Source organism: Streptomyces ureilyticus, from assembly GCF_011045025.1.
Classification (GTDB): domain Bacteria; phylum Actinomycetota; class Actinomycetes; order Streptomycetales; family Streptomycetaceae; genus Streptomyces; species Streptomyces ureilyticus.
The window spans coordinates 1-14869 of the sequence record NZ_JAAKZX010000224.1 but is presented as its reverse complement, the minus strand read 5'-3'; the positions used below and the strand labels follow the sequence as shown (position 1 = coordinate 14869).

Annotated in this window: 9 protein-coding genes; 5 read left to right on the top strand and 4 right to left on the bottom strand. The window is 69.5% G+C overall.

The features are described 5' to 3' along the window. Nucleotides 1-379: 379 nt before the first annotated feature. Nucleotides 380-955 (bottom strand): biotin transporter BioY, encoded by a 576-nt coding sequence (locus tag G6048_RS40395; protein WP_165344584.1) that lies wholly within the window; start codon nucleotides 953-955, stop codon nucleotides 380-382. A 314-nt stretch (nucleotides 956-1269) separates the two neighbouring features. On the opposite strand from G6048_RS40395, the gene G6048_RS40390 reads away from it, so the two are divergent. Then, nucleotides 1270-1911: a superoxide dismutase gene (locus G6048_RS40390; protein ID WP_165344583.1), complete on the top strand. Its 642-nt coding sequence runs from the start codon at nucleotides 1270-1272 to the stop codon at nucleotides 1909-1911. 123 nt (nucleotides 1912-2034) lie between these two features. Here G6048_RS40390 and G6048_RS40385 read toward each other — a convergent pair whose 3' ends face one another. Beyond that, nucleotides 2035-3699: a glycine/sarcosine N-methyltransferase gene (locus tag G6048_RS40385; RefSeq protein ID WP_328828390.1), complete on the bottom strand. Its 1665-nt coding sequence runs from the start codon at nucleotides 3697-3699 to the stop codon at nucleotides 2035-2037. A gap of 274 nt (nucleotides 3700-3973) precedes the next feature. Between G6048_RS40385 and G6048_RS40380 the strand changes: the two genes are divergently transcribed. From G6048_RS40380 to G6048_RS40370, 3 genes are read left to right on the top strand one after another with little or no spacing between them, the layout of a single operon-like run. Then, the gene (locus tag G6048_RS40380; RefSeq protein WP_165344581.1) at nucleotides 3974-6196 is read left to right on the top strand and encodes an MMPL family transporter; all 2223 of its coding nucleotides are present in this window, start codon (nucleotides 3974-3976) and stop codon (nucleotides 6194-6196) included. Between the two features lie 5 nt (nucleotides 6197-6201). After that, a complete protein-coding gene (locus G6048_RS40375; RefSeq protein ID WP_165344580.1) occupies nucleotides 6202-7416 on the top strand; it encodes a sensor histidine kinase in 1215 nt (404 codons plus the stop codon). Continuing rightward, on the top strand, nucleotides 7413-8060 hold the full coding sequence (locus tag G6048_RS40370) for a response regulator (RefSeq protein WP_165344579.1): 648 nt from the start codon (nucleotides 7413-7415) through the stop codon (nucleotides 8058-8060). The genes G6048_RS40375 and G6048_RS40370 overlap by 4 nt, the downstream gene beginning before the upstream one ends. A 335-nt stretch (nucleotides 8061-8395) precedes the next feature. Here G6048_RS40370 and G6048_RS40365 read toward each other — a convergent pair whose 3' ends face one another. Next, nucleotides 8396-9058: a mycothiol-dependent nitroreductase Rv2466c family protein gene (locus G6048_RS40365; RefSeq protein ID WP_165344578.1), complete on the bottom strand. Its 663-nt coding sequence runs from the start codon at nucleotides 9056-9058 to the stop codon at nucleotides 8396-8398. A 181-nt stretch (nucleotides 9059-9239) separates the two neighbouring features. Between G6048_RS40365 and pepN the strand changes: the two genes are divergently transcribed. Then, nucleotides 9240-11816, top strand: a complete 2577-nt coding sequence (gene pepN, locus G6048_RS40360) for an aminopeptidase N (protein WP_165344577.1) — start codon at nucleotides 9240-9242, stop codon at nucleotides 11814-11816. Nucleotides 11817-12085: 269 nt separating this feature from the next. Here pepN and G6048_RS51195 read toward each other — a convergent pair. Continuing rightward, the coding region (locus G6048_RS51195; RefSeq protein ID WP_165344576.1) for a helix-turn-helix transcriptional regulator at nucleotides 12086-14869 on the bottom strand (2784 nt) is incomplete at its 5' end.

Sequence of the window (14869 nt, the reverse complement as noted above, 5' to 3'; positions counted from 1 at the left end):
CCCGTGCACCCCCACCCGGTCGAAGATCCCGTCACGGCAGTCAACGAGCACCACCCACAAAGGTCACCCATTCGACCCAAGAACCCCCGTTCCCCTCCCGAAGAGTGCAGACCGAGAACCCACCCCATGGCAAGGAAGACCGTCCCCGCGCAGGCGCCCGGCGGCAGCCAGCCAAATCCGGCCCCGGCACTCACTCACACTCACCAAAAGGCACTCCCGCCCAGTCCACCGGCAACAGTGCCCAACCCCCAACCTCCTTCCATGACAGCACATTCCGGGCCAATGACACGAGACCGGAAATCAAGCAGCCCCCGCACCCATTACGGGCGCGAAGGCGGAAGTTGGGGCTGAAGCCGGAGCTGAGGCTGCGACGTCGCTCTTACCGGTTCACGAGCTTCCACGCTGCGGGAAGCAGCCCCATCGCCAGGGCCGCCTTGACGGCGTCGCCGATGAGGAAGGGCGTGAACCCGGCGGCAATGGCCTCCGTGGGGCTCAACAGCGTGGCGGCGGAGAGGTAGGGGACGCCGATCGCGTAGATGACGGCCGAACCGAGCAGCATTGTGCCGGCCATGCGCACCACGGAGCGGTCGGCGCCGCGGCGGGCCAGGGCGCCGACGAGTGCGGCCGCCAGCATCATGCCGACGATGTAGCCGAAGGTCGGGGAGAGGCCGTGGCTGCCCTCCGCGAACCACGGGACACCGGCCAGGCCGACGAGCGCGTACAGGGCGAGCGAGAGGAAGCCGCGCCCCGCACCGAGCGCGGTGCCGACGAGGAGGGCCGCGAAGGTCTGCCCGGTCACCGGCACCGGCGACCCCGGTACGGGCACGGCGATCTGGGCGGCGATCCCGGTGAGCGCCGCACCACCGGCCACGAGAGCGATGTCGCGGACGCGGGACGCGGGGAGCAGGTCGGCGAGGACCTTGCCCGGGAGAGCGGAGGCGGCAGCGGTGCTCATGGGGACTCCGGCGGTAAGGGAGCGGGCGGTTCCGAACACCGCGACGCTATCCCAACCCCCTCGGCCCGATCACCAGCAGCGCTCGACAAACCACGGAGCGCACGCTTGGTGCGCTCCATACAAAGAGAGATTGGTACACCCGGGACGGCGTGACCCTGGTCACTGAGGTACGGCGGCCTTACCCACAAGGACGGGACCGGCGCGAACTGTTGGATCTCCCCAATCCCTCTCGCGCCCCCTCCCCTTGATCCCTCTTGCTGTTAATCTGCACTTGCAAGATACTTGCAATAAGATTTCGGAGGGGACGAACCGCCATGCCCGTCTACACGCTCCCTGAGCTGCCGTACGACTACTCCGCGCTCGCGCCCGTGATCAGCCCCGAGATCATCGAGCTGCACCACGACAAGCACCACGCGGCGTATGTGAAGGGAGCGAACGACACCCTGGAACAGCTCGCGGAGGCGCGGGAAAAGGAGTCATGGGGCTCGATCAACGGGCTGGAGAAGAACCTGGCCTTCCATCTCTCCGGCCATGTTCTGCACAGCATCTACTGGCACAACATGACCGGTGAGGGCGGTGGCGAGCCGCTCGCCGTGGACGGCGTGGGCGAGCTCGCCGACGCGATCACCGAGTCGTTCGGATCCTTCGCCGGGTTCAAGGCCCAGTTGACCAAGGCCGCCGCGACCACGCAGGGCTCCGGCTGGGGCGTCCTCGCGTACGAGCCGCTCAGCGGACGCCTCGTCGTCGAGCAGGTCTACGACCATCAGGGCAATGTCGGCCAGGGCTCCACGCCGATCCTGGTCTTCGACGCCTGGGAGCACGCCTTCTACCTCCAGTACAAAAACCAGAAGGTCGACTTCATCGAGGCCATGTGGCAGGTCGTCAACTGGCAGGACGTGGCGCGGCGTTACGCCGCCGCGAAGTCCCGTACGGATGTGTTGTTGCTCGCCCCCTGAAAGCACTCCGAAGCGTCCTGCCTCGTGATCGTCTTCTCACCTTTCACGCGGGCGGGCGGTAAAGAAGAAGGCCCCCGCGAGGACGTGACTCGCGGGGGTCTTCCTTGCGCACCATCGGGTGGTTCAGTCTTCGGTGTCCAGCCTGAAGTGGAAGATGCCCCAGGTGAGGTGGCCCTCGCGGCCGCCGTCGATCCAGTGGCCGAGGCCCTTCTTCATCTGGGCGAGGTAGTCGTGGCTGATCTTTCTGGCCAGTCCTTCGGTCTCTTGGCGTGCGGTCTCCTCGAGGACCCGTGTGTAGTGGTTCACCAGCTGTTCGCGGTGCTCGTCGAAGCCACCGTCGACCGGGGTGAATCCGAGCCGGTTCAGCTCGCGCATGTAGAAAGCCGGCGAGCCCATGTCGTCCAGGTGGATCCGGTCGAGGATCGGCTGCAGCACGTCGGCGGAGCCGCCGTCCGCTGTCGCCATCGGGTCGGTGAAGATGAGGTGGCCGCCGGGGCGCAGGACGCGCGCGATCTCCTCGAGGACCTGGACGCGGTTTCCGCTGTGCAGGAAGGCGTCCTGGGACCAGACGACGTCGACCTGGCCGTCCGGATACGGGATGTCCTCGAAGGACCCGTCCACGACCTCGATCCGGTCGGAGAGCGCGCGTGCCGCGTTCAGCTCCTTGTGGCGCTGGTTCTCGACCTCGCTGAGGTTGAGGGCGACCACCCGGCAGTCGTACGTCCCGGCCAGGTACCGTGCCGAGCCACCGTACCCCGAGCCGAGGTCGAGCACCACGGAGTCCCGGGTCAGCTCCAGCTTCGACGCCATCCGCTCGACGGTGCGCCGGCTGGCGCCCGCGATGGGTTCCGCGGGGTTTTCGTAGACGCCGATGTGGATGTCCTCGCCGCCCCACACCGTGGCGTAGAAGGTGTCGGCGTCGGGTGAGTTGTAGTAGCTGCGGGCGGTGCTGACCGCGCCCGTGTACCGGCCCTCCGGCTCCTTCTGGTCGTCCATCCGGTACTCCTTCTCCGCCACATGCACGAAGAAGTCCGGCTGTTCGCCGCGGTAGGTGTGCTGGAAGTCGCCGTAGGTCTGGACGCGCTGGAAACCCACCTCGGACATCAGCCGGCGGGTGTAGTCCTTGCGCAGCGGGAACATGTTGAGGTGGTACACGGAGTCGTCGGGGAAGTGGTACCGCATGCGGCACAGGCCCTCGTCGACGTACTCCGGCTCCACGGTGACGTCCTCACCGCAGTAGTAGTACGTGTGCTTGCTGGTGTAGCCGTCGTCCAGGACCGCGTCGTAATTGCGCTGGTCGAGGACGAGAATTCCGTCGTGTTTGAGCATCGCGTAGAACTCGGCGAGCGCCTTGCGCCGGTCGCGTTCCGAGAAGAGATGCGTGAAGGAGTTGCCGAGGCAGACGATGGCGTCGTACTCACCGTGGACGTCTCTGTTGAGCCACCGCCAGTCGGCCTGGACGACGCGCAGGATGTGCCCGCCCTGCTTGGTGCCGTTCTCGAAGGCCATCGCCAGCATGTCCGCGCTGCCGTCCGCGCTCACGGTGTCGAATCCGGCCGCCAGGAGCCGTACGGAGTGAAATCCGGTGCCCGTCGCGACGTCGAGCACGCTCTTCACGCCCCACTTGCGCAGCAGGTCGATGAAGAAGTTTCCTTCGCTTTCCGCCCGTTTTTCCCAGTCGATGAGCGAGTCCCATTTCTCGACAAAGCTGGGAACGTATTCCTCTGTGTAGTGACCGGTTTCGCGTACTTCGACAGGGTTGTCGCCGAACTCTTGAGCCGGTTGCACGATGATGGAAACTCCTTCAGTCATCGGGAGTCATGCTCTGCAGATCGCTATCCGATGTCGCGGAGCTCATGCCTGCAAAGTTCGTATACAGCCGCGTAGTTGACGCTGATAGCGGCCTTGGCCAGCGTCTTTGCCACTTCAAGATTCTTTGGGGCCGGGGTGGGCGGGTCAGTCCGGGGGCTACCCTCCGTTCTCGCGTCCACCGATCGGTGGACGGCAAGTTCCACCGAGCACCTCTGTCTGCCAACTGCCCTGCTCAGCAACGCTTTTGGGCATGAACTCATTCACTGTGCGCATGGCTCGCTGGAGTGCCCTGCACCCATGGCGGGCGATCATCGGATGGCTGGTGTTCGTGGTGTTGTGCCTGGGCGCCGGCAGTGCTGTCGGGCTCAACAGCGCGAAGACCGCGGATTATCGGGTGGGCGAGGCCGGCCGGGCTGAGGCGATGGCCGCCGAGGGGCAGTTGGAACGCAGGTCCACCGAGCAGGTGATGATCTCCGCCCGGTCCGGCGCCGGTCTCGACGGGGGCACGGCCGAAGCCTCCGCGAAAGCCGCCGCGGCGGATCTCACCGCCCGGATGGAGCGGCTGCCCGAGGTCGAGAGCGTCGCCGATCCGCTGCTGTCGAAGGACGGCCGGATCCTCATGGTCGAGGTGGCCGTGAAGGGCGAGGAGCGCGATGCGAAGGACAAGGTCGACGCGCTGGTCGCGCAGACCGAGGCCGTACAGAAGGCGAACCCCGCACTGCTCCTGGAGGAGACCGGAAGTCCGTCCATCAGCAAGGGAGTCGACAAGCAGCGCGGCGAGGATCTGGCGCTCTCCGAGGCGATCACCCTGCCGGTCACGCTGATCACGCTGCTGATCGTGTTCGGTTCGGTGACCATGGCCGGGGTGCCGCTGCTGCTCGCGCTGTCGTCGATCGCGGCCGCCGTCGGCCTTTCGATGGTGGTCTCGCACCTCTCCCCCGACACCGGGGTCGGGACCAACATCATCCTGATGATCGGGCTCGCGGTGGGCGTCGACTACACGCTCTTCTACCTCAAGCGGGAGCGGGAGGAACGGGCGCGGTCCGGCGGGCGGCTGAGTTCCGAGGCGCTGGTGGAGCTGGCCACGGCGACCTCGGGGCGGGCAGTCGTGGTGTCGGGGCTGGCGGTCGTGGTGTCCACGGCGACGCTGTTCCTGGCCTCCGACGTGATCTTCTCCTCACTGGCCACCGGCACCATCGTGGTCGTCCTGGTGGCGGTGCTCAGTTCCCTGACCGTACTGCCCGCGCTGCTGGTCAAACTCGGCAAGCGGTCCGAGCGCAGGGCGCTGCGCCGTGCCGAACGCGGCAAGCCCGCGCGGCGGATGCGGGGCGAGGGCGGCGGCAGGGTGTGGGCCGCGCTGCTGCGCCCCGCGACCCGGCATCCGGTGGCCACCCTCTGCGTCTCGGTGCTCGCCATGCTGGCCCTCGCCGCACCACTGGGCGGGCTGAAGATCACCGAGATGAGCCGTGACACCCACTCGCGGGAGATCCCCGCCATGCAGGTGTACGACCGGCTCAACGAGGCCTTCCCCGAGCAGCGGGTGACCCACGACATCGTCGTACGCGCCGATGCCGCACGCTCCGGCGAGGTGACCGCATCCCTGGAGGAACTGGCTCAACTCGCCGACGCGGACCCGCTGTTCACCGGCGAGTCCCGGATACGTACCTCCGACGAGACCTCCGACGGCCGGCGGATCAGCGTGCTGGAGCTGAACGTGCCGCACCTCGGCAACTCGGACGAGGCGTACGACTCGCTCGACCATCTGCGGGACGAGTACGTGCCCGCGACGATCGGCCGGATCGCGGGCGCCGACTCCGGTGTGAGCGGCGACGTCGCCCGCTACGCCGACTATCCCGCGCACCAGAACAGCAAACTGCCCCTGGTCCTGGGCGCATTGCTCCTGGTGACCTTCGCGATGACGCTGTACGCGTTCCGTTCGGTGGTGCTCGGCCTGCTCGGTGTCGTACTGAACCTGCTGTCGGCCGCGGCGGCGCTCGGGCTGCTCGTCCTGGTCTTCCAGGGCAGTTGGGCCGAGGGGCTGCTGAACTTCGAGTCCACCGGGTCGATCGGGTCGCGGGTGCCGCTGTTCCTGTTCGTGATCCTCTTCGGGCTGTCCATGGACTACCAGGTGTTCGTGGTGAGCCGGATCAGGGAGGCTGCACTCGCGGGCGTACCGACGCGGCAGGCGGTTCTGGACGGAATTCGCAGCTCGGCGGGTGTGGTGACCAGTGCGGCGGTGGTCATGATGACGGTCTTCGTGAGCTTCGTCTTTCTCCACATCATCGAGATGAAGCAGATCGGCTTCGTCCTCGCGGCGGCCGTGCTACTGGACGCCTTCGTCATCCGGGTGCTGATCCTGCCGGCGGCGATGCTGCTGCTCGGTGAGGCGAGCTGGTGGCCTTCGCGCGGGGTCCGGCGGCCCGTCCGCGAACGCCGAGAGGCCGCCAGGACGCCGGTGGCGGACGTACGTTGATCCGTATGACCACTTCCGTCGGGCAGGCCACCGACCCCTTTTGGGCCGCCACGCTCCGTCGCTGGAACGCGGTGTGCTGGGTGCTGTTCGCCGCGATGGCGGTCGGGCTGGCCGCGATGGACCGGCCCGGCGGAAGCAAGTACTGGGCGCTCGGGCTGCTCGGATTCCTGATGCTGTGCTACGCGGTGGTCGACCGGTTCCCGCACAACCCCGTACTGCGTCCGCACACCTATCTGCTGGTGCTGGTCGCCGTGCTCGGGGTGTTCGCGTACATGCGCAACTCCTTCGGGTCGCTGTTCATGGTGACGCTGCCGCACTTCTGGATGTTCAGCCGTACGCCCCGGGCCTCGCTCCTCTTCCTGGGGCTCGCCACCGGGTCGACGCTGACCGGGAGTTGGCAGCGGCTCGGGAACTCCCCGAAGTTCTTCGGGGAGACGCTGGTGCCGGTCGTGATCGTGGTGGCCGTCGGGGGGCTGATCGGTCTGTGGGTGCACTCCGTCGTCGCCCAGAGTCATGAACGGGCGCGACTGATCCTCGAGTTGGAACAGGCACAGGCCGAACTGTCCGAGGCGCACCAGCGTCAGGGGGCGGCCGATGAGAGGGAACGGATGGCACGCGACATCCATGACACGCTCGCGCAGGGCTTTGCCTCGATCATCGCACTCGCGGAGGCGGCGCGGGCCGGGCTCGACAGTGATCCGGCGCGCAGCGCACAGCAGTTGAGGTCGATCGAGTCCACCGCGCGCGAGAACCTCGCCGAGGCGCGGGAGCTGGTCGGCTCCGCGCAGCGCGGCGGGCAGGTGGCGGCGGGTTCGGTGGCACACACGCTGCGCCGGACGCTGGACCGTTTCGCGGAGGACACCGGGCTCGCGGTCGACGCGGAGCTGGCGGACATCGAGTGCGACCAGCCGACCCGGATCGCGCTGCTGCGCTGTACGCAGGAGTCGCTGGCCAATGTGCGCAAGCACGCGCGGGCGTCCACGGTCGGAGTCGTACTGGCCCGGCAGCCGTACGGGGTCGAGCTGGAGATCACGGACGACGGGACCGGATTCGTCGTGGGGGACTCGGCGGGGTTCGGGCTCGACGGGATGCGCAAGCGGCTGGCGGAGCTGGGCGGGGAGCTCAGGGTGACGAGTTCGGTGGGGGACGGTACGCGCGTGCTGGCGACGATTCCGATGGACGGCGAGCCCGGTCCCGGGGAAGACGAGGAGATGGCATGACGGCGGGCGGTGGAAAACTGCGGATCATCGTGGTGGACGATCACACGGTGATGCGGGCCGGTGTGGTGGCCCTGCTGGCCGCCGAGCCCAGTATCGAGATCGTCGGCGAGGCGGGCGACGGCCGGGCGGCGCTGGAACTCGTCGCCGCGTACGAGCCCGATGTGGCCCTGGTGGATCTGCGGATGCCCGTACTGGACGGGGTCGCGACGACCACGGAGATCGTGGCCGCGCACCCTCGCACCCGGGTGCTGATCCTCACCACCTATGACACCGACGCGGAGATCGAGCGCGGGGTCGAGGCGGGCGCCATCGGCTACCTCCTGAAGGACGCCACCCGGGAGCAGCTGGTCGACGCCATCCACGCGGCGTCGCGCGGCGAAACGGTCCTCGCCCCTCGGGTCGCGGAAAAACTGGTCGCCCGTATGCGCCGCCCCGCCCACGCTCCGCTCACCGCCCGCGAGCGAGACGTCCTCAACGCCGTCGCCGACGGCCTCACCAACGCCGAGATCGGCTCACGGCTGGTCATCGCCGAGGCCACGGTCAAGACGCACCTCCTGCGCCTCTTCGCCAAGCTGGACGTGAACGACCGGACTCGGGCGGTGGTGGTGGCGATGGAGCGGGGGCTGCTACGGAGGCCGTCGTAGCAGCGGAGCTGCGAACGCTCTCGTAGACGGACGCCGGATACGGGCGACCCCCGCGAGGACGTGACTCGGGGGGGCGCTCAACCCCGAAGGGGATCTCAAGCGTCTCTGATTGGCTTAGCGATCCCCAGTGTTAATCAGGGACGTGAGCCAATCGCCTTCGTGCCCTGGTACTGGCCGGTGGGAGCCGTCAGCCCGCGTGGCACGTCCCTCCGGACACTGGTCGGTGAGGTCTCACGACCTCACCGAAGAGGGTGCCCGACGTCGCCTGGGCGCCGGGCGTGCGCGTCACACTCTGCCACAGGATTACTACGGATCGCTAATCCGACTGGTGAGCCTCAGAGGTTGCTGAAGTCCGGGCCCTTCGTCCGCGTGCGCTTGATCTCGTAGAAGCCGGGGACCGAGGCGACGGCGAGGGTGCCGTCCCAGAGGCGAGCGGCCTCCTCACCCTTGGGGGCGGGGGTGACGACCGGGCCGAAGAAGGCGATCTGCTCGCCGTCGGAGCCGGGGACGGCGATGACCGGGGTGCCGACCTCCTGACCGACCTTGTCGATGCCCTCCTTGTGGGAGGCGCGCAGCTCGGCGTCGAACTCGAAGTCCTCCTGGTCGGCGTACTCGATCAGGTCGGCGGGCAGGCCGACGTCGGCGAGCGCGCCGGCGATGGCCTCGACGGTCGGACCCTCGTCGTTGTTGTGGATGCGGGTGCCGAGGGCGGTGTAGAGCGGGCCGAGGACGTCCGCGCCGTGCTTCTGCCAGGCAGCGGTCACCACGCGTACCGGCTTCCACGCCTTGGTCGCGAGCATCTCGCGGTATTCCTCGGGCAGCTGGTCGATCTTGTCCTCGTTCAGCACCGCGAGACTCATGATGTGCCAGCGGACCTCGATGTCCCGGACCTTCTCCACCTCCAGGACCCAACGCGAGGTCATCCACGCCCAGGGGCACAGCGGGTCGAACCAGAAGTCGACGGGGGTCTTGGCGGAGCTCGTTGCGGCCTCGGACATGGTTCTCCTCGAAAACGGGGTCATGACAGGTGACAGGTGGCAGCCACGGCTGTTCTTGAACGCGCAACCACACCCTTCGCCGTCCTATTCCCTGATGCCTGTTGTCAGTGCCCCATGCGAGGATCAAGGCACTTCGAAGGAGTCATGCCGCCAGTCATGCAGTCACGAGGGAGTGCCGCCTGTGCCCGGTGAGAATCTGTCCCGCGACGAGGCCCGAGAGCGGGCCGCCCTGCTGTCCGTCGACGGGTACGAGGTGTCGCTCGACCTGCGCTCCGCCGTGGGCGGCACGGACGCCGGGCCGCGGACGTTCCGTTCGGTGACGACCATCCGCTTCCGCTGTGCCGAGCCGGGCGCCACGAGCTTCGCGGACCTGATCGCGCCGAGCGTCACCGCCGTCTCCCTCAACGGCAAGGATCTCGACCCGGGCGCCGTCTTCGACGGCTCCCGCATCCTCCTGGAAGACCTCGGCGACGACAACGAACTCATGGTCGACGCGCAGTGCGCCTACAGCCGCACCGGTGAGGGCCTGCACCGCTTCGTAGACCCCGAGGACGGCGAGGTCTACCTCTACACGCAGTACGAACCGGCCGACTCCCGCCGCGTCTTCGCGAACTTCGAGCAGCCGGACCTCAAGGCCCCCTTCCGGTTCGAGGTCCGGGCCCCCGAGGGCTGGGTCGCGTGGAGCAACGGCGTGGGTGAACTGCACGACGGGGTATGGCGGTTCGCCGAGACGAAGCCCATCTCGACGTACATCACGGCGATCGTCGCGGGCCCGTACCACTATGTGACGGACCACTACTCCCGCACGTTCGACGACGGTACGACGCTGGAGATCCCCCTCGGCGCCCTGTGCCGCAAGGGCCTCGCCAGGCACTTCGACGCCGACGACGTGTTCCTGGTGACCAAGCAGGGTCTTGACTTCTTCCACGACCACTTCGACTACCCGTACCCGTTCGGGAAGTACGACCAGGCGTTCGTGCCGGAGTACAACCTCGGCGCGATGGAGAACCCGGGCTGTGTGACCTTCCGCGAGGAGTTCATCTTCCGCGGCAAGGTGACACGGGCGTCGTACGAGCGGCGGGCGGACGTCATCCTGCACGAGATGGCGCATATGTGGTTCGGCGACCTCGTCACCATGGAGTGGTGGGACGACCTGTGGCTCAAGGAGTCCTTCGCGGACTTCATGGGGACGTTCTCGTCGGCCGAGGCGACCCGCTTCTCCAACGCCTGGATCACCTTCGCCAACAACCGCAAGTCCTGGGCGTACCGCGCCGATCAGCTGCCCTCCACGCACCCGATCACGGCCGACATCCGTGACCTGGAGGACGCGAAGCTGAACTTCGACGGGATCACGTACGCCAAGGGGGCTTCTGTTCTGAAGCAGTTGGTGGCGTACGTCGGGCGGGACGCCTTCCTGGAGGGCGCGCGCCGCTACTTCAAGCGGAACGCGTACGGGAACACGCGGCTCGGGGATCTGTTGTCGGTCCTGGAGGAGACGAGCGGGCGTGACATGGCCGCCTGGTCGCGGGCCTGGCTGCAGACCGCCGGGGTCAACTCCCTTACGCCGCAGGTGCTGTTGGGCTCCGAGGGGCAGATCGACGAGCTCGCGATCCTCCAGGAGGCCGCCGAGTCACATCCTGAACTGCGGCCGCACCGGGTGGCGGTGGGCCTGTACCGGCGGTCTTCCGAGGGTGCGCTGGAGCGGTACGCGCGCGCGGAGGTGGACGTCGACGGGCCGCGTACGGTCGTGGCGGAGCTGGCCGGGGCCGAGGCTCCCGAGCTGGTGCTGGTGAACGACGACGACCTGACGTACTGCAAGATCCGTTTCGACGAGGGCTCGCTGGCGATGCTGCGGGAGCGGCTCGGCGAGATCAGCGACCCGCTGGCCCGGGCGCTGTGCTGGTCGGCGCTGTGGAACCTGACGCGGGACGCCCTGATGCCGGCCCGGGACTTCATCGACCTCGTCCTGCGTTTCGCCGGCCGCGAGTCCGACATCGGCGTGCTCCAGATGTTGCACGCGTGGGCGAACTCCGCGCTCACGCACTACGCGGCGCCCGAGTGGCGGGACGCCGGCGGGCGGTTGCTCGCGGAGGGTGCGCTGCGGGAGCTGCGGGGGGCCGAGGCGAGCAGCCAGCATCAGCTGACGTGGGCCCGATTCTTCGCGGCGGTCGCGTCGAGTGAGGCCGAACTGGGGCTCTTGCGGGACCTGTTGGAGGGGACGGCCAAGATCGACGGGCTTGAGGTGGACCAGGAGCTGCGTTGGGCGTTCCTGGAACCGCTGGCCTCGCACGGGGTCGCTGACGAGGGCGTGCTTGCGGCCGAGCTCGCTCGCGACGACACGGCTTCGGGGAAGCGGCATCAGGTTCGGCGCCTTGCGGCGCGGCCCTCCGCCGCGGTGAAGGCCCAGGCTTGGGCGGCCGTCGTCGAGTCGGACACGCTGTCCAATGCGCTGGTGGAGGCGACGATCGCGGGGTTTGCGCAGCCGTCGCAGCGGGGGCTTGGGGCTCCTTATGTCGCCAAATACTTCGAGGCGATCGAGCGCGTCTGGGAGGAGCGGTCTATTCAGATCGCGATGGATGTGGTCAAGGGACTGTTCCCGTCCTTGCAGGACTCGGAGGCGACGCTGGCTGCGGCGGATGCGTGGCTCTCCGAGCACGGGGCGGCTGCTCCTGCGCTGCGGCGGCTTGTACTGGAGGCTCGGGACGATCTTGCGCGGGCGTTGCGGGGGCAGGCTTGTGACTTGGCTGCCGCCGGGTAGGGAGTCGCATTAGGGGCGGGTGCGTACGGCAGTGTTGCGGCTGCGGATTGGTTGTGCCTGGTCGCTCCCCCACTCTCGGCTTCGCTCGAGCAGGGGGACCCCCATGAGCGGGGGGACCCCCATCACGGCGGAGCCGCACATGTCACAGCCCCGCGCCCCTGCAGGGGCGCGCCTGACTGGGCGCAGCGTGATCAGGCGCCGCCTGGATCGGGCGCCCTGTGAAGCGGGCGCAGCTTGAAGCAGGCCCGGCGTGATCTGGCGGCGCTGCCTCAGTTCTGCCCCGGCAGCGCCGCCTCGTTCCCCGCCGCCAGCAGCACGGCGAGCCGGGTGCGCGAGGCGACGCCGAGCTTGGCGTAGATCCGCCCCAGGTGGAACTCGACGGTCTTGGGACTGATCACCAGCTCCCGCGCCACCTGGCGGTTGGTCAGCCCGGCCGCCACCCTTCGGGCGACCACCAGTTCCTGCGCGGTGAGCGGCGCGGCATCCGCCTTGAGGGGAGCGACGTCCGTCCCGCGCATGGGGGTGTCCAGGCCGCAGGCCGCCAACTCCCGTTCGCAGCACTCCAGATCGGACCGGGCATCGAGGCGTACGAGGAGGCCACGGGCCGTACGCAACTGCTCCGCGGCCGGAGTTCGCCTGGCAACCCGGCGCAGGAACTGCCCGTACGCGAGGTGCACCAGCGCACGGCCGAACGGCTCCTGGGCGCGGTGGGCGTGCCGCAGCGCCGAGCGGAAGGCGCTCTCGGCGGCGGCCGGGTCCCCGCGGGCCGCCGCCAGGGTGCCCCGGATCCGGGCCGCCCGCATCAGCGCGGCCGGATGGTCGCGTCGTACGGCCAAAGCCTCGTATTGGCCGAGGAGTTGAGCCGCCCGCCGGTGGTCCCCGAGTTCGGTCCACGCGTCGGCGAGGAGGTCCGGCCAGGGCACGGCGCCCGGCTCGTCGAAGGAGCCGGAGGTGTCCTGTTCGCTCGGCGGGAGCAGCGGGGCCAGGGCGCCGACGACGTCCTCGGGACGACCGAGCGTCCGCGCCAGGTGGGCCTCGGCGAGCGCCGTCCACACGAACGGGCCGGCGTCCGCGCGCATCCCGCGCACCTGGGCGTGTGCCTCGGCGAAGGAGCCGCGGGCGGCGTGGGTGAGGGCAGCGAGCATCCGGCAGTACGGCGCGGAATGCGGCCGGCCGCTGTCGTCGGCGAGCGAGACGGCCAGTTCGCAGTGGGCGAGCACGTCGTCCCAGCGGCCCGCCAGGTACTCGGCGGCGGCGAGCGCGCCCGCGGCGGTGATACGGAAGGACGCCGAGTACGTCCGGCCGTCGACGGGCGGCCTCGCCGGTGCCGTCGGCGCAACAGCCGCCCGCGCCGGCTTCCGGTCCTGCGTCGCCGTGAAGACCCCGGTCAGATCACGCAGGGCACCGGTGAGGTCGCCGGTGAACACCCTTAGGGTGCCGCGGCCCATGAGTTCCTGGAGCTGTGCGGGTGACGCCACGGCCGGGTCGGGCAGCGGGCTCAGTTCGCCGAGGGCACGGGCCGCCCCGCCGCTCGTCGCCATACCGCTGAGCGCCAGGTAGCGGATGGTGTCGGTGGCGGTCGCCTCCGGTGCGAGGCGCAGGGCCAGGCGCGCCCAGTTGGCGGCTTCCGTGCCGCGCGCGACGCTCCCGTACAGGGCCGCGAACCGGCCCGCGATCCGGGCCGCGAGCACCCGGTCGCCCCGGTCGGCATCCGGATCGCAGCGCCGCCAGGCGTCCCGCAGCAGCACCTCGGCGCGGTCCGGGTCGGCCGGGCAGAGCCGTCCCAGCAGATAGCTGCGCCAGCCGCTCTCGGCGAACTCCCCGATGCGTTCGGTGAGTTCGGCGCTGTCCGGTACGTCCCCCGCGAGCAGCCTGCACTCCACGGACTCCAGCGTGTACTGCTCGTACGCCGCCCGGTCGGGCGCCAATCTGGCCGCCGCGGACAGCTGACGTGCGGCCCTTTCCCACCGCTCCTTGGCGGCCGCCCGGCGTCCGTGCGCCGCGAGTTCGGCGGCGAGCTGCGGGGCGGGGCCGGTCGCGACGCAGGCCCGGTGGTGCAGGGCGGTCTCCTCGTCACCGGTGAGCGAGGCGGCCCGGCGGTGCAGGGCGCGGCGGCGGGCCGGACCGAGCCCGTGGTAGACGGCGGCCTGCACGATCGGGTGCGGGAAGCGGACGACGGGGTCGCCCTGCCGCTCGGTCAACAGCCCGGTGCGTACGGCCTGTTCGAGCGCGGGCAGCGGATCGGCGAGATCGGCCAGGAGGGCGGCTTCGGCGAGAGTGCAGCACCGGCCGAGGGCGCTCGCCGCGGCCACCAGCGCCTCCGCCTCAGCGGTGCAGGAGGCGAGCCGCGCCAGGGCGAGCTCGACGCACGACTTGGGGGCAGGCGGGGTGATGTCGGTGCGTTCCAGGGCCTCGACCAGTCCTGGCCCCTCCTGCTCCAGCAGGGCCCGCGCGTACAGCGGGTTGCCGCCGGTGTGCTCGCACAGCCTGCCGGCGGCGCGGGCGGTGAGCCGGACGGGGCCCAGGGTGTCACCGAGAGCGCGGAGCGCGGCGGGTTCCAGCCCTTCGAGCCGGATCCGGACGGCGGCGTCGGCCGTGAAGAGCCGGCGCAGGCCCTCCGGGATACGAGGGTCGGCGATATCCCTGGTCACCACGACGACCAGGACCCGTACGGCACGCAGCCTGCGCACCGTGAAACCGAGCGCACGCAGCGAGGCCGACCCGGCCCACTGGGCGTCGTCCACCACGACGGTCACCGCGTCCTCGCCGACACCCCCGCCCTTCCGGAGCGTCTTCTGGAGCGCGTCCACCAGCGCGGCGCCGGCGGAACCCGGATCCGCCCAGCGCCCGGGACCGATGAGCTGCTCCAGTACACCGAAGGCCGGCCCGGTCCCGACGTCCTCGCCCTCCGCGTACAGGACATCCGGCACTCCCGCGAGGAAACGCCGTACGAGCGCGGTCTTGCCGATGCCCTCCGGGCCCTCCACCAGCACCCGCTGCGGCTGCCCGGCGCGGGCCCGCTCCCTCGCCCCCTCCAGCACGGCGAGCTCCTC